This window comes from Pseudomonas sp. MHK4 (assembly GCF_054600775.1).
This window is the reverse complement of sequence record NZ_BAAIAK010000002.1, coordinates 225,173-248,527: the sequence shown is the minus strand read 5'-3', so window position 1 is coordinate 248,527 and position 23,355 is coordinate 225,173. Positions and strand designations below refer to the sequence as shown.

18 protein-coding genes are annotated in these 23,355 nt (G+C 50.4%); 9 read left to right on the top strand and 9 right to left on the bottom strand.

The window, feature by feature from the left end; all coding sequences use genetic code 11:
* Positions 1-2: 2 nt before the first annotated feature.
* Both ACYP2Q_RS06055 and ACYP2Q_RS06050 read left to right on the top strand, forming a co-directional pair.
* A complete protein-coding gene (locus ACYP2Q_RS06055) occupies positions 3-3,002 on the top strand; it encodes a glycosyltransferase (RefSeq protein WP_459729678.1) in 3,000 nt (999 codons plus the stop codon).
* A 327-nt stretch (positions 3,003-3,329) separates the two neighbouring features.
* Positions 3,330-4,529: a hypothetical protein gene (locus ACYP2Q_RS06050; RefSeq protein ID WP_459729677.1), complete on the top strand. Its 1,200-nt coding sequence runs from the start codon at positions 3,330-3,332 to the stop codon at positions 4,527-4,529.
* Between the two features lie 475 nt (positions 4,530-5,004).
* Here ACYP2Q_RS06050 and ACYP2Q_RS06045 read toward each other — a convergent pair whose 3' ends face one another.
* A complete protein-coding gene (locus ACYP2Q_RS06045; protein WP_459729676.1) occupies positions 5,005-5,409 on the bottom strand; it encodes an acyltransferase in 405 nt (134 codons plus the stop codon).
* Positions 5,410-6,803: 1,394 nt separating this feature from the next.
* Between ACYP2Q_RS06045 and rfbB the strand changes: the two genes are divergently transcribed.
* Genes rfbB through rfbC form a run of 4 tightly spaced genes read left to right on the top strand, consistent with a single transcriptional unit; the run spans position 6,804 to position 10,238 of the window.
* Complete coding sequence (rfbB, locus tag ACYP2Q_RS06040) at positions 6,804-7,904, top strand: dTDP-glucose 4,6-dehydratase (RefSeq protein ID WP_459729675.1); 1,101 nt, start codon at positions 6,804-6,806, stop codon at positions 7,902-7,904.
* Positions 7,901-8,803, top strand: coding sequence for a dTDP-4-dehydrorhamnose reductase (gene rfbD, locus ACYP2Q_RS06035; protein ID WP_459729674.1), 903 nt, complete (start codon positions 7,901-7,903; stop codon positions 8,801-8,803). Before rfbB ends, rfbD begins: the two co-directional genes overlap by 4 nt.
* Positions 8,804-8,811: 8 nt before the next feature.
* Entirely contained in the window at positions 8,812-9,693 is an 882-nt protein-coding gene (gene rfbA, locus ACYP2Q_RS06030; RefSeq protein WP_459729673.1) for a glucose-1-phosphate thymidylyltransferase RfbA, read from the top strand.
* Positions 9,693-10,238, top strand: coding sequence for a dTDP-4-dehydrorhamnose 3,5-epimerase (gene rfbC / locus ACYP2Q_RS06025; protein WP_459729672.1), 546 nt, complete (start codon positions 9,693-9,695; stop codon positions 10,236-10,238). The genes rfbA and rfbC overlap by 1 nt, the downstream gene beginning before the upstream one ends.
* Before the next feature lie 113 nt (positions 10,239-10,351).
* On the opposite strand, the gene ACYP2Q_RS06020 is transcribed toward rfbC, so the two are convergent.
* From ACYP2Q_RS06020 to ACYP2Q_RS05985, 8 genes are all read right to left on the bottom strand, one after another.
* The gene (locus ACYP2Q_RS06020) at positions 10,352-12,346 is read right to left on the bottom strand and encodes a polysaccharide biosynthesis protein (RefSeq protein WP_459730081.1); all 1,995 of its coding nucleotides are present in this window, start codon (positions 12,344-12,346) and stop codon (positions 10,352-10,354) included.
* A gap of 104 nt (positions 12,347-12,450) precedes the next feature.
* On the bottom strand, positions 12,451-13,479 hold the full coding sequence (locus ACYP2Q_RS06015; RefSeq protein WP_459729671.1) for an MraY family glycosyltransferase: 1,029 nt from the start codon (positions 13,477-13,479) through the stop codon (positions 12,451-12,453).
* Positions 13,476-14,447, bottom strand: coding sequence for a UDP-glucose 4-epimerase family protein (locus ACYP2Q_RS06010; RefSeq protein ID WP_459729670.1), 972 nt, complete (start codon positions 14,445-14,447; stop codon positions 13,476-13,478). Before ACYP2Q_RS06010 ends, ACYP2Q_RS06015 begins: the two co-directional genes overlap by 4 nt.
* A gap of 56 nt (positions 14,448-14,503) precedes the next feature.
* Positions 14,504-15,613, bottom strand: coding sequence for a glycosyltransferase family 4 protein (locus ACYP2Q_RS06005; protein ID WP_459729669.1), 1,110 nt, complete (start codon positions 15,611-15,613; stop codon positions 14,504-14,506).
* Positions 15,610-16,755, bottom strand: a complete 1,146-nt coding sequence (locus ACYP2Q_RS06000) for a glycosyltransferase family 4 protein (RefSeq protein ID WP_459729668.1) — start codon at positions 16,753-16,755, stop codon at positions 15,610-15,612. The genes ACYP2Q_RS06005 and ACYP2Q_RS06000 overlap by 4 nt, the downstream gene beginning before the upstream one ends.
* Entirely contained in the window at positions 16,756-17,652 is an 897-nt protein-coding gene (locus ACYP2Q_RS05995; RefSeq protein WP_459729667.1) for a GDP-mannose 4,6-dehydratase, read from the bottom strand.
* Positions 17,652-18,683, bottom strand: coding sequence for a GDP-mannose 4,6-dehydratase (gene gmd, locus ACYP2Q_RS05990; RefSeq protein WP_008065180.1), 1,032 nt, complete (start codon positions 18,681-18,683; stop codon positions 17,652-17,654). The genes ACYP2Q_RS05995 and gmd overlap by 1 nt, the downstream gene beginning before the upstream one ends.
* A gap of 250 nt (positions 18,684-18,933) precedes the next feature.
* Positions 18,934-19,062 carry a hypothetical protein gene (locus ACYP2Q_RS05985; protein ID WP_459729666.1) on the bottom strand — a complete coding sequence of 43 codons (129 nt, stop codon included), beginning with the start codon at positions 19,060-19,062 and terminating at the stop codon, positions 18,934-18,936.
* 542 nt (positions 19,063-19,604) lie between these two features.
* On the opposite strand from ACYP2Q_RS05985, the gene ACYP2Q_RS05980 reads away from it, so the two are divergent.
* The 3 genes from ACYP2Q_RS05980 (at position 19,605) to ACYP2Q_RS05970 (ending at position 23,355) form a co-directional block, all read left to right on the top strand.
* Positions 19,605-20,966: a hypothetical protein gene (locus ACYP2Q_RS05980; protein ID WP_459729665.1), complete on the top strand. Its 1,362-nt coding sequence runs from the start codon at positions 19,605-19,607 to the stop codon at positions 20,964-20,966.
* Between the two features lie 832 nt (positions 20,967-21,798).
* Complete coding sequence (locus ACYP2Q_RS05975) at positions 21,799-22,599, top strand: ABC transporter permease (RefSeq protein WP_459729664.1); 801 nt, start codon at positions 21,799-21,801, stop codon at positions 22,597-22,599.
* Between the two features lie 12 nt (positions 22,600-22,611).
* A complete protein-coding gene (locus tag ACYP2Q_RS05970) occupies positions 22,612-23,355 on the top strand; it encodes an ABC transporter ATP-binding protein (protein WP_459729663.1) in 744 nt (247 codons plus the stop codon).

Here is a 23,355-nt window from a genome sequence, read left to right as displayed (position 1 = left end):
TTATGAATAGTGAAACCAAGCTAAGTTTATTAGCATTAGCCAACGCGGCGATGAGAGAAAAAGATTACACTAAAGCTATATCGCTGTATAAGTCCGCGATCAAAGAAAATGCCTCACTCAGTGAACAGGTTAACTTCAATATTGCCTTGGCTGAAAACCGTTTAAAGAGGCAATCCCAGCCAGTTTTATCGTCCGTATTGAAATCGGAAAAAGAATCGCCTGCACCCGTACAGATCGCAGTGACGGTAGAAAAAAAATCCCCTGCATTTGCGCAAACTGCCGTTCCAGAAGTACCAAAAGCACCAACAACTAAAGAAGCTAAAGAAGCTAAAGAAGCTAAAGAAGCTAAAGAAGCCAAAGAAGCCAAAGAAATAAAAGAAATAAAAGAAATAAAAGAAATAAAAGAACATCCCGCGCCATCGCCGGCGGCTGTAACAGTGGAGAATGCCCCCCCTCCCCCTCCACCACCAACAAATATTCAATTCTCACTAATCGAAACAAACACAACAATTAAACCTGGTCTGAGGGGACATATCGACGTAGTGGACCAGAACTTCGTTCACGGGTGGATCTACGATCAAAACACCTTGGATGAATGTATTCATCTGGACCTTTATGCCGACAATGTAAAGCTAGCAACGACGAAAGCTGAGCTTATCCGAAGGGACGTCCAAAACGCCGGAGGTAAAGCCGAGTGCGGATTTAAGCTAGAGCACGGAAAACATACCAATATGGTTGGATTTTCAGAGTTACGCATTTACGTATCAGGCACAACAGATTTGGCCTTCTCCCAAATCATAGAAGTGAACCTGCTATCCGCGCAAGTAGCTGGCATTTCAAAGCTGGCTAAAATCATAAAAAGGGAATTGGCTACACACTCAGACCCTTCAATGCTTTGGCTATCTTCGACACTGATCCCGAAGCTAATGGAAAAGACACGAAAAGGGGAAGTAGAGAAGTCACAATCGAAACACAAAAACTACAATTACTTAACTCAGCCTAAATCTGATGTAGTTAGCGTAATCATTCCTGTGTATGAAGGATATGAGGAAACACTGAACTGCATAAATAGCGTGCTATCTTCAAAAAATGAGCACGCCTATAAACTGACGGTCATCAACGACTGCAGCCCCAATGAAAAACTTACTCAAAAGCTGAGACGTCACTCACAACACCATAAGTATGAGCTGGTAGAAAACAAAAACAACCTAGGATTCGTAGGCACCGTTAATCGGGGCATGCGCCTGGCCGATAAGAATGATGTCATCCTCTTAAACTCAGACACATTAGTACCTAACAAGTGGTTAGACCAACTGGTCACCGCTGCATATTCAGATCCTATCATCGGTACAGTCACGCCATTCTCAAACAATGCAACCATTTGCAGTTACCCAAATTTTTGCCAAGACAATACGTTACCGATCGGACATGATGTAAATTCGCTAAACTCCGTATTCCACGGTTTGAACAACGGAAAGGTCTTAGACCTACCCACAGCACATGGCTTCTGCATGTTCATTAAACGCGCCGTCATCAACGAGGTGGGGGTATTTGATGAGCATAAATGGGGGAAGGGATACGCAGAGGAGAATGACTTCTCGCTGCGCGCGGAGCAACACGGATGGAGAAACGTACTCGCTGTTGATACATTCGTTCAGCACTTGGGTTCGGTTTCATTCTCCTCAAACACCGAGGAGTTTGTTCGTAAAAACCTGAAGATACTGAATGGCATTTACCCAGACTACGCTGCCAGGGTATCTCAGTTTATCGAAAATGACCCCGTGCGAAAGTATAGAAATACTATATCTCGAGATATTCTCTTCCATAAATTAAACAGATTAAAAACCAACTCCAAAACCCCTGGAAATTTTGTACTGTTTGTTTCGCTGACAATAGGTGGCGGCACCCAGGTAGCAACTGACGAGCTTTCAAAGCATTTGACAAAAGAGGGCGCCCCCACCCTGATGCTCACATCTCCCGGACCAGATATCTGGCGGCTTTCGCATACTAAGTGGGATATATATCTAGATTACAAAAACCCACACGAAATCGAAGAACTGATCAATGACCTGAAAGCGCTAGGCGTATGGCATATCAATTACCACAACACAATTGAATTTAGCAAACATGTCTGGGACCTGCCTCACCAGTTAGGTTGCGAGTATGACGTCACGGTTCATGACTATCTTTCAATTTGCCCCCGTGTAAATCTCATAGACAATACACGAGCATACTGTGGAGAGCCGACTGCTGTTGATTGCAATGCGTGCATCAAAAAAAATGGCGCTCACGAAAGTTCTGCCTTGCAGATCTCCGACTTCAACTCTGACATTAGTCAGTGGCGGAATTTTTATGAGGATCGATTCAGCAGTGCTCGCAAAATTTTTGTGCCAAGCAACGACGTTGGCAAACGCCTTAACAAGTATTTTAAAGACTTGGAAATCTTGGTGCGGCCACACCCCGAACCTGTAAAAAATATACTGATAAAAGGTGCATGCAAAACAGAGACTATCAATGTAGCTTTTCTTGGCGCCATTGGAATTCACAAAGGCTATGACTATCTACTGGGATGTGCAAACTACGCAGCGGAAAAAAACCTTCCCATTAAATTCCACGTTATTGGATACACCAAAGACGACCAAGAAGTAAGCAAACTTCCGAATGTAGTTTTGCATGGGCAGTATACAAGATCCGAACTTCCCCATTTGCTAAAAAAATCAGGATGTCGCATAGCAGCAATCTTGAGTGTATGGCCAGAAACTTTTAGCTACACATTCAGCGAGGCTTTGGAGTGCGGCTTGAAAATTTTAACTTTCAACATGGGCGCCCCGGCGGAGCGATTGCCAGCTGGATGCGGCGGTGTTGTAGAGCTAGGGGATGATTATGAGAAAATCTGTTTGAAAATAACCGAATTATCGTCTCTACCAGAAGTAAAAATAACCACAGGTAAAACATACCCAAGCTATCTATCAGAATACTATGACTTTGAATCTATCAATTAAGATTGATAGTTGCATTGACCAGCACAATCCATATTAATAGGATTTAACATAGCGGTGCTGGGACACCTTGAGAAGCGGAGTGAAAAAGACATGGACGCAAAATCCCCGCAACTGGTAAACGTTGCATAAGTGCCCATGCCTGAGATAGCAGCCGTGTGTTTTAGTTCCGCAGGTATGAAGCGCGGTGGTTGCCAGTCAACCGCCGTACACCCAGGATCGACCGTTGAGAGTCACCATTGTCAATATTGTTTTTTACAGCAAAAAGTGCCATATTGGGTTAGGCACGCAAATTTTATGCTTTTAATAAGTTGATTGCTTAGGTGGATTATGAGTGGTGTGACATTCAGTATTGAGAAAAATAAAGACTTTGATCTGCGATGGTTTTTAGATTCGATAAAATTCGATACTGACAGATTACAGCGAGGTGAAACAATAATCGAGGGCTGGGTTATTGGTGACGAAAACCACGCGACTGATTCAATAATTATTGAGAAAAATAATCAAACGATTGAGTTCCCTTTAAATATATCGCGACCAGATGTAGTTAATAAATTCTACCCGATCGACAATGAAACTGGCGGCTATAGACCCGATCTAAAATGTGGATTTAGAGTATCGATTGATTTTAGTCAGGAAATTTTAAAACTTGGCGTAAAAATAAATCATAAAACGCATTGGGCCGCCAGCATCAAACCAAAAAAACCAGACACTTTAATTGGTGCAACTGGATGGATTTTTCTCGACAACGATACAAATGAGAGTGTACCCCAGTTTCTTGGAGAGAAAAAAGTTTCGGAAAGCTGGACACGAGATTGGAAAAATTACTTTCTATCTACCTCAGAATACTTGAACGAACTGTGTAAATACACTTTTCTTATTGCCCCCTCCAAAGAGGAAATTCTCCAAGAAGAATATCCATATATTAGAACAAAAGAAACTCTCGCTGAAAAATTGATACTGAACTTTGGTGACCATATCACATGGCCTGCTGCAAAGCTGAAGGATCAGAAGTATCTTTGTTACGACATGGCAGAAACACACTGGTCTGACCACGGCGCTAACATAGCACTATCTAGCTGCTTGTTAGACATGGAGGAAAACCATCTGAGTAATATAAACTCAACATACAACGTAGTTTCTATCAGAGGAGACCTAGGGGACAAAGTCACTCCTGCAGTGAGGTCAGTTCGACTTAAAACGATCACATCTAACTCCGCAGCCTTACTTACAGATAACAAAATTGTAAATCATGGAAACATAAAAGTTTTTAAGAACAGCGCCCCCTGCTCAAACAAAAAACTTTTAATCTTTGGCGGCAGCTCAGCTAACTTTATGCTACCCCATGCCGCCAATATATTTGGAGAGGTTATGTTTGTGCATTCAACAGGCTCCATTGACAAGAGCATCGTTGAGAGGTTTTCACCAGACTTGGTTATACTTCAAACCAACCAAAGGTTCATTGCCACACCTCCAAAACCTTTTATTAACAATGAAATATTTATAAAAAAAGTCAAGACACCTATTTAACAGCATCTATGAATAGACACCATTTATCCCCCTCAAAAAAATGAAATATTATTATTCAGCTTATGGTATAACTTAAACGGGAACGTCGGGAACTTGCCTAGTATCTATATTGATAGTGAATTGAGTGACAATTCATTTATCTATTCATAACGACATCTTGTGCGTCCAATGTCATTAAGAAGTTATGCGCATGACCCGACCGATTTCCACCTTCGCATAAATGCTGGCTGATATCCCGCTGCGATCCACAAACCTTACATTCAACAAGTTGCTTCCGACTGCTGGCCACTCCCTGGACAAGGAACTGACGATGCGCCCTTACTCCAAATAATTGTGATGCTGAGGATATTTTGCAGTTCTGTTATTTACTTTTGATGAAAAAATTTATTTCTTAGGCCCTACTTCTGTTTAGCAACATACTGTTTTTGCTGCCCGGCGAAAATGACGGGATACAGATCCCGTCTGCTTGCCGAAGTTAAATAAGATCAGGCCGCCAGTTTGTCCCTGTTCTAACGACTCGCGCGGGAGCTCCTACCGCAACGCAATTGTTGGGTATCACACTAGTAACGATAGATCCCGCCCCGATAACCGAATCCTGCCCAATGGTTACACCTTTCATTACATTAACCCCGGCAGCAAGCCAAACGTGGTTTCCTATTATGATATCGCCTGCTTGGTTAATACGATCTCCAGTCTCTATATCATAAATTGTGTGCATATCGCTTGCCATCATCAGCACATTATTAGCGATCAAACATTTTTCGCCGATGGTGATTGATGCAGGCTCATGCGCATAAATTTTAGATTGAAAGGTACATGAAACTCCTTCGCCAATCTTGATCTGTGCTGAATTTACGCAGTAAATATCGACCTTATTCATCTTGCAATTCTTGGAAATTTTGATAATGCAATTGCTACCTACTCGTATTAATGCATCTTTGAATATACAGCCACTTTCTATCGTTACAATATTATTATTACCACTGATCGAAATTTTAGCGTCAGACTTCTCATTCGAACTACTATCAATAGATATTGTGTTGTTCAGCCCTGAGTCAAGTACAGTTATAGACACGTGATATCCTGTTGTAAGAGTTCAACCAAGTTCTGAGTCAACTGGCTTTCCCAGAAAATCTTAAGTAGCCTCAAATTGGTGGTAGAAGCATTGTTACTAGGTTTGAGCTAAACATGTGCAATGGTTTATTGCTGGTAACTGGTATTCTACAGCAGTCACGGCGGGAATAAACCTTGATATCTTTACTTACACGCACCTACATCACCATACTTTCCAACTGCTCGCCGACATGTTCGTCAATGGTGCGCTAACCCAGTCACGGATGCGCATCGGGGGAATGCATGAATGACCTCAATATACAGTATCTTTGTTGGCATCAACTGCCGTTTTTCTTGATACTCATTCAACGCAAAACCGCCAACTTTCGATCCACTCAACGCTGACTGGTCAGCGCGGTTTGCTCCGAAACTCACGACCTTGGACTGCAGCTTGTGCATACCGGGTCATCTGGATGAAGGCAGGTCCACGAAGCATGCCCTGAATTATACCGAATCAGGCCCTCGTAGCGTCAAACTTAATGCGGCCGATTGGGCACTTGGACTGACAGGTTGCCAAAAGATTTTAGAGAAACCACTGACTTGGGGCTGATGTAGACTTTTTAGGTTTTTTCGCCAGAGCCCATCATGAATACGTGCCCCAGAGTTAAGTCGGGAGAGCAGTATCGAGGACGCAGATTACAGCATTCAATTAAGAGATCATGATAACACCAAAATACAATTTGACACCTCAGCACCATGAAATGCATCAAACACCCGCCACAATGCTAGAAAACTAAGCGCATAGAACTTTACTAAAAACGATGATTCTGATCTCCGGCGCATTGACCCACACCAGCAATTAACGAAAATCTTCCGCTCCAACTTATCATGACACGAAGAAAAATTCGAACATATTTAAAAATATTTACACCGCCCAATATCCGCAAAACTTCGACATCAGTTCTCAATCCCACTGATAGCTCAGCACGACTACGGCCCTCACTGGAGCGACAGGCATTAAAAATCATCTCTGAAAAATATTGCCTAGCAATGGCATTCATCCATTTCGTTTTCAACAGACAACCTAAGCTCCACCCTTAAAAAGGTTATATTAATTTCATAGCTCGCAACCTGCATCCAGTATGTTTTTTTTACAAATCACCTCTATATCTGTAATAATAAGCGGGCATTTCAGACTTTAACCGCCAAGAGATATTACGGATGATCTTAATCACAGGCGGAGCCGGGTTTATCGGCTCCAATTTCGCTCAGCAATGGTGTGCACATAGCAGCGAGCCTATCTTGAATCTGGACGCACTGACCTATGCCGGTAATTTGGCGAACCTACAGTCGTTAGAGAATTCGCCACAGCATACATTTGTCCATGGCAATATCCTGGACGCCGAGCTCCTAGCACGCTTGTTCTCCGAGTACGCGCCCCGCGCAGTGGTCCATTTTGCAGCTGAGTCCCATGTGGACCGCTCCATTCACGGGCCGGAGGCATTCGTCGAAACCAACGTGAACGGTACGTTCCGCTTGCTGGAGGCCGCACGGGCTTATTGGTCGGGTCTGGACGCTGAAGCCAAAAGCGCCTTCCGTTTTCTTCACGTCTCCACCGATGAGGTCTACGGAACATTAGGTGCGGACGATCCCGCATTTAGCGAAACAACCCCGTATGCGCCTAACAGCCCCTATTCGGCCAGCAAGGCTGCAAGCGATCACCTGGTGCGGTCGTATCACCACACCTACGGCATGCCGGTGCTGACCACCAATTGCTCCAACAATTACGGTCCTTTCCACTTTCCGGAAAAGTTGATCCCGTTGATGATTGTCAACGCACTCGCCGGCAAGGCGCTGCCTGTTTACGGTGATGGGCAACAGATCCGTGATTGGCTCTTTGTTGAAGACCACTGTGCAGCCATTCGTCGAGTTCTTGAAGCAGGGACTCCAGGAGAGGTTTACAACGTCGGCGGCTGGAACGAGAAGGCCAACATCGACATCGTGCACACCGTCTGCAATTTGCTGGACGAGTTGGCCCCGGCAGCAGGGCGCGGTGTTCACCATGCGTTGACCGGTGCCCCGGTTGAACGTTATGTAGAATTGATCACCCACGTCACTGATCGCCCCGGCCATGACCGTCGCTATGCCATTGACGCGCGCAAGATCGAGCGTGAGCTGGGCTGGTTGCCCGCCGAGACATTCGAGACGGGTATCCGCAAGACAGTGCAATGGTACCTGGCGAATCAGCCTTGGGTGAACGGCGTGCTCGACGGCAGTTATCGGGAATGGGAAAAACTGCAATACAAGACCGAACACGCATGAAGATCTTGATACTGGGCAAAAATGGTCAAGTGGGCTGGGAGCTCCAACGCGCCCTCGCCCCTTTGGGCGAGGTGATTGCGCTCGATCGCCAGGGTGAGAATGGATTATGCGGTGACTTGGCAGACCTCGAAGGTCTGGCAGCGACTGTTCGACGAGTAGCGCCCCAGGTGATTGTCAACGCAGCGGCTTACACCGCCGTGGACAAGGCCGAAAGCGAGCCAGAGATCGCCTTTCGTATAAACGCCGAGGCCGCCGGTGTCCTCGCGAGGGAGGCTGTGGCTCTTGGTGCCTGGCTGGTTCACTACTCCACTGACTATGTATTTGATGGCAGCGGTGACCAGCCCAAAGATGAAACCACCGATGTAGGGCCGTTGTCCGTCTACGGTAGCAGCAAGCTTGCGGGTGAAGCAGCTATTATGGCTTCGGGCGCCAAAAGCGTCGTGTTCAGGACCAGTTGGGTCTACGCAGAGCGTGGTAACAACTTCGCGAAGACCATGCTTCGACTGGCGCAGGAACGCGAACAACTGAACGTCGTCGACGATCAGATCGGAGCGCCGACCGGCGCAGACTTGATTGCCGACGTGACAGCACATGCCATTCGCTTGCTGATGTCAAACGACAGTTACGCCCTGGCAGGGATCTATCACCTGACGGCGAAGGGCGAAACCTCATGGTGCGGATTCGCGCGCCATGTGCTGGAGCATGCCGAAAAGGCAGGCATTCCTCTCAAGGTCAGCGCCGCCCACATCGGCGCAATCATGACCGAGGCGTACCCACTGCCCGCAACACGACCACGGAACTCACGCCTTGATTGCAATCGGCTGGAGTCGACTTTTGGCCTGAGACTGCCCCATTGGCAAATCGGCGTCACGCGCATGCTGAATGAAATAATCAACTAGGAGGCAACATGGCACGTAAGGGAATAATTCTGGCGGGTGGATCGGGAACTCGACTGCACCCCGCGACTTTGTCGATATCCAAGCAACTTTTGCCGGTTTACGACAAGCCGATGATTTACTACCCGCTCAGCACATTAATGCTGTCAGGTATCCGCGACATTTTGATTATTTCTACTCCCCAGGATACCCCTCGCTTTGAACAGCTGCTGGGCGACGGTAGCCAATGGGGCATCAATCTTTCCTATGCCGTGCAGGCGAGCCCAGATGGTTTGGCACAGGCCTTTGTAATAGGCGCCGATTTTATTGGCAACGATCAATCGGCACTGGTTCTGGGCGACAACATTTTCTACGGTCACGATTTCCAACCGCTGCTCGACAGTGCCATGCAACGTGATACGGGCGCGACGGTGTTCGCCTACCATGTGCAGGACCCTGAGCGTTATGGCGTTGCGGAGTTTGATTCGGCTGGCCGTGTACTGTCGCTGGAAGAAAAACCTCTCGTACCGAAATCCAGCTATGCGGTGACCGGCCTGTATTTCTACGACAATCAAGTAGTTGATCTGGCTAAAGAGCTGCGACCGTCACCTCGGGGCGAGCTGGAAATCACAGACCTCAACTCCCTGTATCTTGATCAACAGAACCTGCATGTGGAAATCATGGGCCGTGGCTATGCATGGCTTGACACCGGCACCCATGACAGCTTGCTTGAGGCCAGCCACTACATTGCAACCCTTGAAAGGCGCCAAGGCTTGAAAGTGGCCTGCCCTGAAGAAATCAGTTTCCGGGCAGGCTGGATCGATGCGGAACATTTACTGCGCCTGGCGCAACCATTGGCTAAAAATGGTTACGGCAAGTACCTGCAAAACCTGCTGAAGGACAAGGTGTATTGATGCAAGGCGTTCAACTGGCGATTCCTGAAGTCGTATTGATTACTCCCAAGGTGTTTGGGGATGAGCGCGGATTCTTCTATGAGAGTTTTAGCGCGGGTGCCTTTTACGAGGCCACGGATCTCAAGCCCAACTTTGTGCAGGACAATCATTCCAAGTCGGTGAAAGGTGTTCTGCGCGGACTGCACTACCAACTGCCCCCGCACGCACAAGGCAAGCTGGTACGAGTCGTTCAAGGCGAAGTCTTCGATGTGGCGGTGGATATCCGCCGTAACTCCCCTACATTTGGCCAATGGGTAGGTGAAATTCTTTCTGCCGACAACAAGCGCCAACTGTGGATTCCACCTGGATTTGCCCACGGTTTTGTCACCTTGAGCGATACGGCTGAATTCCTCTACAAGACGACCGATGTCTACACGCCATCTTGCGAGCGGTGCATCATGTGGAACGACCCTGAGATTGGCATCGACTGGGGATATGACGGCGAGCCTATCCTGTCTGGAAAGGACCAGCTTGGTGTCTTGCTCGCCAATGCCGAAGTCTTTTGAAGGTTTGAGCTGAAGTAATAGCAAGTGCTGCACAAGCCCCACCGGAAAATCTCAGGTGGGGCTTTCAATGTTTGGCATTAAAAGCGTGATGCGCTAAACACTATGCGAAACATTCAGGGCTCCAAGCGACGCTGCTGGTAAATCCAGTCGACAATATCGCCGTCAGGGGTGTAGCCGCTGACCGTGTCACGCAGTAGCTGGCGTACTCGTGTGTAATCATCCTTTTCAACGGCGCTGAGCAGTTCCGACAGTTTATCCTTGAGTACTTCCCAGGGCAGGTGATCTTCATTGGCGCTCATGATCATCGGGTGCTGGGTGGCACTTACGTTGTCGCCAATCAGCAGCTCTTCATAAAGCTTCTCGCCGGGGCGCAGTCCGGTAAATTCGATCGAGATATCGCCCTGGAGATTTCTCTCCGAGCGGACACTCAAACCGGACAAATGAATCATCTTCTCTGCCAACTCGACAATCTTCACCGGCTCGCCCATATCGAGCACGAACACATCCCCGCCCTGCCCCATGGAGCCCGCCTGGATCACCAGTTGCGCGGCCTCCGGAATGGTCATGAAATAACGAGTGATTTTCGGGTGAGTGACCGTCAATGGTCCGCCAGACTTGATCTGCTTATAAAACAGCGGAATCACCGAACCTGAAGACCCCAGCACATTCCCGAAGCGAACCATGGTAAAGCGCGTCTTGTTGACTCTGGACACATTGGCCTTGTCGCCGAACAGCACCGGCGCAATCTCATGACTCAAGGCTTGCAGCATCAATTCGGCCAGACGCTTGGTACTGCCCATCACATTCGTGGGACGTACCGCTTTGTCGGTGGAGATCAGTACAAAGTTGGAAACACCTGCCTGCAACGCGGCCTGAGCGGTGTTGAGCGTACCGATGACGTTGTTCAACACACCTTCTGCAATATTGTGCTCGACCATGGGCACGTGCTTATAGGCCGCGGCGTGGTAGACCGTGTCTACATCCCAGGTCTTCATCACATCCACCAGCTTGTCCTGATGACGTATGGAGCCGAGTATCGGCAACAGTCGGATTGGGAACGTCTGCCGGGATCCACGCTGCTCCAGTTCCGTGAGAATGCTATAGAGGTTGAATTCGCTGTGATCAAACAATAAAAGCGTGGTCGGGGCCAGCGAGAAGATCTGCCGACACAGCTCCGAACCGATCGATCCCCCAGCTCCTGTCACCATGACTGTCTTGCCTTTGATGCAGTGCTCGAGCAAGTCCGGTTGTGCAGGCACCGAATCGCGTCCCAGCAAGTCAGCGATATCGACTTCCTGAATGTCTTCGACCTTCACCCGGCCACTGGCCAGGTCGCTAAAATTTGGAACACTGCGAATATGCAGCGGGAAGCGTTCCAGGAAAGTCAGAATCTCCCGACGTCGTGCACGGGTCGATGATGGCAGCGCCAGAAGAATCTCCTGAGCACCCGTCTCACTGATCATCTGCTGTATATGCTTGGGTTTGTAGACCTGCAGACCGGCAATCACCCGATCCGCGATGCTTTGATCGTCATCGATAAACGCCACGGGCCGCATGACCCGCCCCATGCGAAGCGCCGCAACCAGCTGATTGCCAGCCACTCCCGCACCGTAGATCGCGACCTTGGTGAGGCCGTCATCGCGACTTGTAAAAGGTACATGCTGCGCGCCCGCGAACCAGTCGCCCATGAAGTAATGGCGCATGCACAGACGTAGCCCTCCAATGATAACGAGGCTTAACCACCAGTAGTTGAAGACGATGGATCGTGGCACCACTGTCTGGTGATTGCTGTACCAATAGACCACGAGCGCCAGGATCAACGAGGAAAGACTGACTGCCTTGATTATGGCAATGAGCGCGTCATTGCCGAAGTAGCGCATGACTGCGCGGTACATGCCGAACCTGATGAATAGAGGTATGGCGACGAGAGGGGCACTGACAAACAACCATAAATGAACCCTGAAAGGGTTGTACATATCGTCGATACCCAGCCGCACGAGGAAAGCCAACCACAGAGCCCCCCAGACCAGAATAATGTCTGTGGTGACCTGTATCAGTCGCTTGCGGCGCCTGGGAAGCCCTACGAGGCCTGCCCTGACCTTATCCATGAAGTCTTCAAACACCACTGCCTTCTCCCCTCAACTGCCCTATCACCGTAGTGGCCTTGTAGGCCATCTTATCCACTTCAGAATCGAAATGATCGAACTGTCACTCAGGGTTTCACCGGTGGGGTTTCAAGTTCACCCGCGTGAAACTTGATGGCCAGCGCAATTAATGGAGCATAGGCCAGAATCAATCCCACCCCTGCGTTCAGGCCAAAATGTGTAATGCCTACTGCAATAGGCAACAACCAAAGCAAATTGATCGCCCCCACGACCGCTGTAACCATCAAATGGCTGCCAAACCGACGAGAGGCGAACTGATAGGCGTGACTGCGATGCGCTTCATAGACCTTGTCGCCACGAAGCAAGCGGCGAAAAAGAGTGAACGTTGCATCGACAATGAACACGCCCAGCAGGATCAGCCAGCCCCACAGCAAGTCTGCCGAGACCCACGCTGCCTGGAGTGAGAGCCCCCCAAGGACAATCCCCAGAAAACCACTCCCGGCGTCCCCCATGAAAATTTTTGCGGGGGGGAAATTCCAGACCAGGAAACCGGCTACGGCGATTGCCAGCAATAACGGAGCCCAGATCAAGTGCGCCGCATCACTCACCCAGTACAACAGACAAGCCCCGAGACAAACACAAATCGCCTCGACACTGGCAATTCCGTCGATACCGTCCATGAAGTTGTAAAGATTGAGCAGCCACACCAGATAAAACACCGCTAGTACATGACCCAACCATCCAAGGTCAAATGCATACCCGAATAACTCGACAACGGGCAAGCCACCGAGCCAGAACAGCAACCAGATAGATGCAGCGAAATGCCCCAACAAGCGCCAACGGGCGGCGATGTGTCCGTGGTCGTCCATGAATCCGATAACGGCAATCAGGGCACCGGCGCCAGTAATGCCGAGAAACGCCGGGAAGGTCATCAACTTTGCAAACCAAAGTATGAACAGCGCCAAGGTAAAGGCCAGGACAATTGCCACTCCTCCACCCCGAGGCGTGGGTATCGAGTGGGAGCTGCGCGCATTGGGGATATCCATCAGGCTTCGCGCCAGGGCATAACGACGCAGAGCCCAAGTCAGGGAAAAAGACACAGCGACAATGACAGGGATAAACCAGCCATAACTCATGATTGATGGGAGTCCAGAAAATGTTGCGCCGTCAGGGCCAAAGCTTGATCGAGTGTGACCGGAGGTATCCAGCCCAATAGTTGGCGGTTTTTGCTGATATCAACTTTCAAGGACCCAAGAACACGGTCAGCCAGTGCTCGCTTGCCAAGTAACGTGGCAATACCACTCATGAGTCGCGCCGGTACGGGCAACAATCTGGCTGGCTTGCCCAAGGCGGTCGCTAACTTGTGCAACAGTTGCGTGGTCGAGACGTCTTCACCGTCGCTGACCAGGAATACTTGATTGGCGGCCGCCGGATGATCGGAACAGGTGAGGATCAAGTCCACCAGATTGTCTACGGCAACCAGGCTACGCCGATTGTCAACCGCGCCAAAAGGTAACGGAACGCCACGATACAACCAACGCATCATACTGAGAAAGTTGGCTTTGACGCCGGGGCCATAGACCAATACGGGACGGATGATGACCACCTCCATCCCCGTGGTTGCGGCGAGCTCCATCAACCCTTTCTCTGCCTCAAGCTTGGAGATGCCGTAAGGGTCAATGGGGGCTGGTACATCATCTGCCCGGTATACGGCGCCAGGCTGAGTGCCTTCCCCATTGACCTTGATGGAACTGATGAAGATAAAACGCTTCACTCCGCACGCCGCAGCCTGACGGGCAAGGTTCAGAGTAGCCTCGACATTGACTTCACGAAACGCCGCCAACGGGTCCAAAGCCACTTCATTCATGACGTGAACCCGAGCAGCCGCATGGACAACTACATCGACGTTTGTCAGGGCAGTCGTCCAATCGTTTGTGCCATCGAGGTTGCCCAACCGCAGCGAACGCACACCCACGGGCAGCGTGGCGGGCGGCGTCCGCAGAGGCGCCATGACAGAACATCCAGGGATCTGCACCAATCGATTGATCAACGCCCGCCCCAGAAATCCGCTGCCGCCGGTAACCAGAAATGCCCTAGATCTCATGAATGGCCCTTGGAATACAAATAAACTTCAATGCCCGGGCAATGTGCCGCAATCTTTCAAAGCAGTGAGCGATAAATCTCGGCATAGGATTTTGCCATCGAATCAGAAGAGAACACCGTTTCGAAACGCCGCTGCGCTGCCTCTCCCATCGCTGCCGCCACATCCGGTTGATTCCAGAGCAGGGTCATTGCCGCGGCCAGCGCGACAGCATCACGGGGAGGCACGACCAAACCGGTCTCCCCTGCGATGTTGATGTAAGTGGTACCGGAACCAATTTCACAGGAAATCATCGGCTTGCCGTACATCGCCCCTTCAAGCAAAGAAATCCCGAAAGACTCAGAGCGCAGGTGTGAAGGAAAAACGAACGCGTAGCACAGCTGCAGAAGAGCAGCCTTGTCTTCGTCAGGCAACCCACCCAGGAAATGCACATTGGACAGGCCCAATTGCTTGGCCTTGGCCTTGAGCTCAGCCTCGAGCCCTCCTCCTCCCAGAATGACGACGGGGAGTTGAGTCGTTTTGGCGGCCTCTAGCAGGTAGTCCAGCCCCTTGTAGTAACGCAACGCACCGACGAACAGGAAAAAACGCTCTCCCAGGCGCGCACGCCACAATGCTAGTTTCTCGGCCGAAGGCGTAGGGTAGGTTTTACGGTCCAACCCATAAGGCACGACACGAACCTTGTCTTTGAAACGCGTTAATACCGGACTACTTTGAGCATAGTTGGGCGAAGAAGCAACGATGCAGTCAACACTGGACAAGAAGCGATTCATCAACGGTTGATAAAGCTTGAGAAGCGTTTTTTGCTTGACGATATCCGAGTGATAACTGACGACAGCTGGCTTGTTGATTCGACTGACAAAGTGCACCAGGTCCATGTAAGGCCATGGGAAGTGGTAGTGAACAATGTCTGCCTTTTTCGCCAGCTCGGCAAAATCCTTGAACGCCGATAGCGAGAAACCGGTGGAGGCGATATGCAAATCGAGTTTGGAGCGATGAGTTAAATGGTGCCCTACCCTTTCATTGCGCGCCGCACCTCGCTCACTGAGATAAAGCACTTCAGATTCAAACCCGTGATGGATCCCGCCCTCGGCAATCTGAAAAATGACTTGCTCAATTCCACCCATGGTCTCCGGATAGTACGTCTTGAAGAAGTGCAGTACCTTGATCATTTCCCCTTGATCACCTTCTGGTAAACCTCAAGTGTTTCCATTGCACAGCGCTCCCATGAAAATCTGGCCGCATGCAGCAAGCCTTGCTCGACGGCACTGGCACGCCACATCTCATCTTCCAGACCTCGCTGAATGAGCTCGGTCAGTGTTTCCGTGTCCTGGGCGTCGCACATCAATGCGGCTTCACCGGCGACTTCCGGTAACGAAGAGCTGTTTGAGCAGATCACCGGGACACCTGAGCTCATCGCTTCAAGTACCGGCAATCCAAACCCTTCATAAAGCGATGGAAAGGTAAATAGACGAGCCCCGGCGAACAACAACGGGAGATCTTCACTGGGTACAAAACCCAGGTAATAAGCCCAGCCCTCGCGTTTTGCACTTTCCAGACGCTGGTGAATGTTCTCGTTGCGCCATCCATGATAACCGGTCAGCACCAACGGCCAGCGCTTGCGCACATCGAGCGGAAGCCGGGAGTACGCATCAAGCAGCGTCTCGATGTTCTTGCGAGGCTCGATTGTCCCGACAAACAGGCTATAACCACCCACCTTGAGACCATGACGCGAAAGCGTGCTAGTGAGTTCTTCCGTGTTACGAGGATGAAACTCTGCAGAACTGGCGAGCGGTACCGTATGGATACGCTCGATAGGCCAGGAAAAGTAATCAGCTAACTCTTTGCGCGTGTACTCGGAGTCAGTGATCAGCGCATCTGCCCGCTCCAAAGTGGTTTTAAGCTCTTTCTGCAAATAGCGCACAAGCTGCGGCGCATGGCAGTGAGACCAGGTAAAGGGCGACAAATCGTGGAAGGTTGCAACACTGCGGCCGGCAAAAGGCGGCAGATAGTAGTTAGGGCTATGGTAAAGAAAATCACCATGGCCTTTTAAAGCGTGCTTCCTGAGCAATGGCATCAGGAGCCGATAGGCTTCGACCGCCAGGAAGTTTTTCTGCACGGCCCGTTTCAGGCCGTAACCGCTGCCTGACGCTTCGGAAGCCGTTGGCAACGCGGGTAAAAACCGGCGACCGGCAAAAAACTGCAGGTCGGTAATTTCCGGACTCTGCTGCAGTCGCAGCGCCAATTCATAGGTGTAACGACCAATACCGGTTAGCGGGAAGCGAACCGGTTCAACAGAGAGAATTAACTTCATTTAATCAGCCGTCAGCATCCAGTTCAGGGTTTCGCCCAAGGATGGCGTTGCCCAGCCAGGTACTAGCGCCAGCAATCTGGAGTTATCTCCGCACAGGGTCGTTACCTCATTGGCACGTACAAAGGCAGGATTCACCTCGACCTCGATATTGTGCCCGGTAAACCCTTTGCACAACTCGATGACCTCACGCAGCGAATGGGTATACCCCGAACTGACATTGATCGTCTGACCAAGCGGCCTCGCTTCAATCAATCCCCGATAAGCAGCCACTAACGCACGAACATCACTGAAGTCGCGCCAGACATCCAGGTTGCCCAGTTCGATCCTCTGCGCCTTGTGGCGGAAATGAGAAACTATTTTTGGCAACAGGAAGTTTTCGGCCTGACCAACACCTGTGTAGTTGAAAGGACGAGTGATGACGATCGGTAGACGGTCGTGCCAGAGGTTGACCATGTACTCCATGGCCAACTTGCTGACCGCATAATCGTTGGCTGGCGCCGGAGGGGTGGTCTCCGACAACAAGCCCCCCGATGCGTTGCCATAGACGTTGGCGCTACTGGCAATCAATACGCAATCCGGCGTCTTGCCACTGGCTGCGATGGCTTCCAGCAAATTACACGTGCCAATCAGGTTTACCTGATAGAACGCATCCGCTGCGCCATGCCCAACAAACGCCAATGCTGCGAGATGCACCACAACGTCAGGCTGAATCTTTGCCAGCAACGCACGCAAACCCGGGCCATCGGCCAAGTCTACCTGATGATAATTTTGCTCTTCGGAGGGCTGACTGCCCAATCCGAAAACCTCGTAGCCATGAGCTCGAAGTTCAGCAGTCATGTAACGACCGGTGAAGCCTTGAATACCCGTAATCAGCGCACGTTTGCCAGCATCGATCATCAGAACGAGAATCCTTGTTCATTACGACGCAGGTCAGCATCAACCATCATGCGGCACAGCTCTTCCAGGGTAGTTTTTGGCTCCCAACCGAGAACTTCCTTGGCTTTGGCCGGGTTACCGATCAGCAACTCAACTTCAGTCGGGCGGTAGAATTTCGGGTTGATCGTGACCAGCACCTTGCCAGTTGCTGCATCAGTGCCCTGCTCGTCTTCCGCAGTACCGGCCCAGGAAATGGTGATACCCACTGCCTTGAATGCCATGGAAACGAAGTCGCGAACAGTTTCGGTGCGATTGGTCGCCAACACGAAAGTATCCGGCTCATCGGCCTGCAGCATGCGCCACATACCTTCCACGTACTCCTTGGCAAAACCCCAATCGCGCTTGGCGTCCAGGTTGCCCAACTCCATCTTGTCCATCAGACCCAGTTTGATCTTGGCTACGGAGTCGGTGATTTTGCGAGTTACGAACTCACGGCCACGCAGCGGAGACTCGTGGTTGAACAAGATGCCGCTGGTAGCGAAAATCCCGTATGACTCACGATAGTTGATGGTCATCCAGTGAGCGTAGAGCTTGGCCACGCCATAAGGGCTGCGCGGGTAGAAAGGCGTGCTTTCGATCTGCGGGATAGCTTGCACCTTGCCGAACATCTCGGAGGTAGATGCCTGGTAGAAACGAACCTTCGGATTAACGATACGAATGGCTTCAAGCAGGTTTACCGCACCCAGACCGGTGATTTCCGCGGTAGTGAGCGGCTGCTCGAACGAAACCCCTACGAAGCTCTGCGCTGCAAGGTTATAGACCTCGGTAGCTTCTGTGGTTTGAAGCAGACGGATGCTGGCCGACAGGTCAGTCAGGTCATACTCAACCAAATGCAGATTAGGGTTGGACTGAATGCCCAATTCCTCGATACGCCAGAAATTGACAGAGCTGGTACGACGGTAAGTACCGTATACGGTGTACCCCTTCTCCAGCAGCAGTTCCGCCAGGTAGGCGCCGTCTTGACCTGTAATACCAGTGACAATTGCTTTCATTCGAGCTTCTTAACTCCATTTTCGACGCCGTTAAGGCATGCCAGACCAATTTCATTCCGCGTAGCACGGTGTTGAACAGCGCAGCGAGACCACGCGACCCGTCATCATACAGATTAGAATGGCGCCCCTCGACCTCAACATCAAGATGAACGCCATAAAATATAGCGACGGATCTTTTTCGTCGCCCGGCGTTTAGCCCTGACCAACGCTAGTTCGTCATCGGCCGCCAACGCGCCGAAATAGCGCCTGGTCAGATGGCCGAGACCCGCGGGAGCAAGCCACCCAGCGCAGCGCGCTGCTGCTCGGACGCGCAACGAGCCTTTTTGTAGGTCGAGATGCTGCGCAGATCTTCCAACCGTGGCTTGGGATGCAGCGCCATCAGGTCAACCGAATAATCATTGGCTCTGCACCGCGCTTTCCTGCAGGGGTGCTGCTTGAAACTGACGAACCGATAATCCATGGAACACAAGAGGTAACAAACCCACACTCATTCCTGGCCCATTGACTGGGCGAGCATGTTCGCGAGCTCGCTTCAGGAGGTTTCGCAGCATGCCTAAACAATCCGCCCACTCGCACCAGTGGAAAGTACACGCACAGAAATCCTCCTTCCCCCCCGATTACCGCAGCGAAGAAAATCATTGTAAGGTAAGGTAGGCAGGCGAAATCAACGGAAGACTGCTGAAACCTTCTGCATTACAAATAAATATCACCACGATATTTTTCCGGCCTCAGGTTCAACGCCCTCAATAAACGAATAATTAAACTAAAAACATGACCAACATACCCGAACAAATAAACCTGATCCCAGCGCAATCGAGAGACATTAACTGTCGCCTTCTGATAGCACTTGAAGCTTTCACGATACTCATCTTATCAGCTCTAACTTTCTGGTCCGTTAGACCTTTGGTTGAAGAGTGGGACATGTTCGTAGCCTTCAACAACCGTGGACTCGGCCTTCTCACGGAATTTCTCCCTTCCACTGCGATGCGACCACTGCATTTCACGGCTTTTGCCCTTCAGTGGATTATGGGTCACGGGCAAACTTTCGGGGTAGCTGCGGGCACCGCCGTAATATTGGTGGCGCGCTATTTCGTCACCCGCTGGGCCGTATCTCCACTTTTAATTGGGTATGAGCGCTGGATTATTTCAACGCTCGCTGCAGCGCTTGTATTATGGCCAGGCGTCTGGCTTGGACGTTATGGTCCGGCACAACTAGCTGCTGTTCTTTTTTTTGCGGCCCTGGGCTTTGCAATCCGGTTATCTCACAGATGGTCCATCAAGATGGCTATCGGCTGCGCCACCTCCGTATTGCTACTGTTATCAATGTATCAGGGCTTGGTTTTATGCTTGCTCGCAATACCGCTATTTTCGTTTATGTGGTGCAACAGCGATAATTCACTACTGCCTGATCTCCGAAAGAAAATCATCAATGCATTGCGCCTTTGGGTTACGCTTGGAGTAGGATTTGCCCTGTATGGCGCGTACTGTTTATTTATTTCCAGCAAAATTGGCAGTGACGGCTATGAAGCGACACTGGCAGGCGACGGCGCCAGACTGCTTACCATCGTAGGACTTTTCACCCATATCAAGTCAGCATTTATTACCGCATTCGGAAACTCGCTCCTCCTGCCATTATTTTTATCTATAGCTCTATATTTGAGTAGAGATGCAATAATTCATCTGCCAACATTAAAATCCAAAGCATCCACTTTCGCATTTATCAATTTGCTTGTAATTTCATTACCCCTGTTTTCGCTAATCTACGTTAGCTCATTGCACATTCACGACATCGATCGGGTTCTTTACCCTGTTTCAGTAGCCTTCGTTCTCGTGTGCCTTTCAGTCTTGAGCAGCTTTAGAAAAAACAAAACAATCAAATCAAGCCCAAGCACTGCCTCGGTTGCCGTAATAGTCCTTATAGCCGCCAGCACCTCGATTGCATTCGGAACACGACAATACGGAGAAATACAACAAAGTGTTCTAAGACAGACATTGGTTGCATCTGAAAAAAACAACAACTCGTCGATAGTCATCCGGGACACTACTGGTGTGCTCGGAGATGTCTATACTTTATATGTAGGCGCCCTGAGTAGTGCAATGTCCGCCCTTGGCAAGAGCATCAACGGCACAGTATGCACCCCTATATCGGTTGACCGCATACATCCGGTAGCCCAACGTTTTCCAGTTGTATCCACACCTCGATGTGAAGAGATGCCACCCCCCCCCACGCCCCCCCTCGTTCTAACCGCTCGATGGGAGAACGGGAGCATCATTGTTGAATAGCAAGCCTGACATTTTCCAGTAGCCTAATGAAACCAGACATCCATTTAGGCGAAAATGCTCGCCAAACAGAAGTGTCTGATGAACAGGTAGTGCCATATTTTTTGATGAAGCTCGAGGCCGCAAGGCCTCGTGCTCAATCGAGACTATAGCGCTACCTAATCCTGCAGGTCGCCCGGCGCGCCGGTTGACTGATTCCAGCAGCCACAAGGTACATATCGCAGAGCAGCGCATTCATGCCTTCGCAGCAGAAGTAGAGGATTGCAAGCCTGGAAACGTCACGGACCACTCTGATCACGCTGCCCCATAAAACTTGACCGAAGGGACCGACCTCGTTGATGGTGGCGCGGTTTGCGGCCTCCGCTTAGGTGGTAAGTTTATACCCCCCCAGTTATTCATGACCGTGCGGCAGGCATTGCTATTAATTCCTGCTTTCTTGCTGCTGCTTCCAAAGGCCTCGCCACAGAGGCCGCGCAAACCTTCAAGGCTGGCACCTCCGTCCTCGAGCGCATGTCCAACAGAATGGCAAGTCCCGCAATAGTCTATGCCCGAGAGACCCACATTGTGCCGGAACGCAAAAGTGACGCGCATGACGCGCAGCGATACCGATTCAACAGTGGGACGGAACAGGCTCAAGCCGAAAAAAACCGTTGTGTCGGGGTTCAGGTGGCCCACTACAGCCGGACGCCGGGGACGAATAGTGAATCAGCTGCCGAAGGCGAATCAGACTATGCTGCGAGCAACCGACTGAAAGCTGCAAAGAAAAAACTAGAAAGGGTGACACGCCCTTGCCTCCCACCTAAAATGGCATGTTTTTTATAAACTGGTGTTTTTAATGCGCAATGATTCGGTAAGTATCGCCCTGTCAGACATCATCGCCGCGACAAGGCGATACGCTTTGGTAGGAATGCTTGGCTGGCAAGACGTTCGTCAGCGTTATAGAAGGTCTGCACTGGGGCCGTTCTGGCTGACCATCAGCATGGGCGTGATGATCGGCACCATCGGTGTCGTTTTTGGGCAGATATTCAAATCACCCATCCAGGAGTTCCTACCTTTCCTGGCGGTTGGCATGATTATCTGGAGCTTCATCTCAACCGTCATAATTGATGGATGCTCCGGCTTCATTGCTGCCGAAGGGATCATCAAGCAACTGCCGATTCCCTTATTCACCCACATACTGCGCTTGATTTGGCGAAACATGTTGATTCTGGGTCACAACATCGTGATCTTCCCGCTGGTGCTGCTCGCCGTCGGAAAACCGCTGACGTGGATTGCGCTAGCCAGCCTCCCCGGTTTGGTCCTCGTACTGATAAATTTGGCATGGATCGCATTGCTGCTAGCCGTCTTGTGCGCACGTTATCGCGATCTTCCACAGATTATCGCCAGCCTTTTGCAGGTTGTTTTCTATCTTACACCAATCATGTGGATGCCAAGCTTGCTGCCAGAACGTGCAGGTCTTTATCTGCTAGACCTGAACCCGGCCTATCATCTAATTTCCGTGGTACGCTCGCCGCTTATAGGGGAGATGCCAACCGACAGCAACTGGTGGGTTTCGCTCGGCATGGCCGCCGTTGGATGGCTCATCGCACTCGCAGTCTATGGCCGATACAAGCGCCGTATTGCTTACTGGCTCTAAGAAGAAATATTAATGTCCTCTATTGAATTCAAAAATGTTTGCGTGGACTTTCCGATCTACAACGCCAACGGCCGTTCTCTGAAGAAACGACTGATCCAGGTCGCAACAGGCGGACAACTGGGCTCTGACCAGCAAGGTCGTGTAGTCGTCCGAGCCCTGGAAGACCTGACATTCACATTCAACAAAGGTGATCGTGTCGGTCTGCTCGGACATAACGGCGCTGGTAAAAGCACCCTGTTGCGCTTGCTGAGCAGCGTTTACGCACCCTCTTCGGGCACCGCTCGAATCAATGGTGAAATAGGATCGCTCATCGACATCTCCCTGGGCATCGACCCGGAAGCGACAGGCAGGGAAAACATCTTTCTGCGTGGCGGCCTCCTGGGAATGACCAAGGCCGAAATAGCTGAAAAACTCGATGAAATTATCGAGTTTTCGGAGTTGGGTGATTTCGTGGACATGCCTTTGCGCACTTACTCCACCGGCATGCACTTGCGCCTGGCGTTCGCCGTATCTACCACCGTGAGGCCAGAAATCCTGCTAATGGATGAATGGCTATCGGTAGGCGATGAAGGCTTCAAGCAAAAAGCCGAAGAAAGAATGAATGAGCTTGTGAAGTCGACCAATATTCTGGTCATTGCCAGCCACTCCCGTGAACTGGTCATGCACACTTGCAATCGAGTGCTATGGCTGGAACACGGAAAGATAAAGATGGACGGCGATGTGGAAACAGTTACTGCCGCCTATTTTGGAGCCTAA

Coding starts and splice junctions, on each gene's coding strand:
- rfbC (WP_459729672.1), top strand. CDS start 9,693: ATGCAAGGCGTTCAACTGGCGATTCCTGAAGTCGTATTGATTACTCCC.
- ACYP2Q_RS05970 (WP_459729663.1), top strand. CDS start 22,612: ATGTCCTCTATTGAATTCAAAAATGTTTGCGTGGACTTTCCGATCTAC.
- rfbA (WP_459729673.1), top strand. CDS start 8,812: ATGGCACGTAAGGGAATAATTCTGGCGGGTGGATCGGGAACTCGACTG.
- ACYP2Q_RS06050 (WP_459729677.1), top strand. CDS start 3,330: ATGAGTGGTGTGACATTCAGTATTGAGAAAAATAAAGACTTTGATCTG.
- ACYP2Q_RS06000 (WP_459729668.1), bottom strand. CDS start 16,755: ATGAAGTTAATTCTCTCTGTTGAACCGGTTCGCTTCCCGCTAACCGGT.
- ACYP2Q_RS05980 (WP_459729665.1), top strand. CDS start 19,605: ATGTTCGTAGCCTTCAACAACCGTGGACTCGGCCTTCTCACGGAATTT.
- rfbB (WP_459729675.1), top strand. CDS start 6,804: ATGATCTTAATCACAGGCGGAGCCGGGTTTATCGGCTCCAATTTCGCT.
- ACYP2Q_RS06020 (WP_459730081.1), bottom strand. CDS start 12,346: ATGGATAAGGTCAGGGCAGGCCTCGTAGGGCTTCCCAGGCGCCGCAAG.
- ACYP2Q_RS06045 (WP_459729676.1), bottom strand. CDS start 5,409: ATGAATAAGGTCGATATTTACTGCGTAAATTCAGCACAGATCAAGATT.
- ACYP2Q_RS05995 (WP_459729667.1), bottom strand. CDS start 17,652: ATGATCGATGCTGGCAAACGTGCGCTGATTACGGGTATTCAAGGCTTC.
- ACYP2Q_RS06005 (WP_459729669.1), bottom strand. CDS start 15,613: ATGATCAAGGTACTGCACTTCTTCAAGACGTACTATCCGGAGACCATG.
- ACYP2Q_RS05975 (WP_459729664.1), top strand. CDS start 21,799: ATGCGCAATGATTCGGTAAGTATCGCCCTGTCAGACATCATCGCCGCG.
- ACYP2Q_RS06015 (WP_459729671.1), bottom strand. CDS start 13,479: ATGAGTTATGGCTGGTTTATCCCTGTCATTGTCGCTGTGTCTTTTTCC.
- rfbD (WP_459729674.1), top strand. CDS start 7,901: ATGAAGATCTTGATACTGGGCAAAAATGGTCAAGTGGGCTGGGAGCTC.
- gmd (WP_008065180.1), bottom strand. CDS start 18,683: ATGAAAGCAATTGTCACTGGTATTACAGGTCAAGACGGCGCCTACCTG.
- ACYP2Q_RS05985 (WP_459729666.1), bottom strand. CDS start 19,062: ATGGCGCTGCATCCCAAGCCACGGTTGGAAGATCTGCGCAGCATCTCG.
- ACYP2Q_RS06055 (WP_459729678.1), top strand. CDS start 3: ATGAATAGTGAAACCAAGCTAAGTTTATTAGCATTAGCCAACGCGGCG.
- ACYP2Q_RS06010 (WP_459729670.1), bottom strand. CDS start 14,447: ATGAGATCTAGGGCATTTCTGGTTACCGGCGGCAGCGGATTTCTGGGG.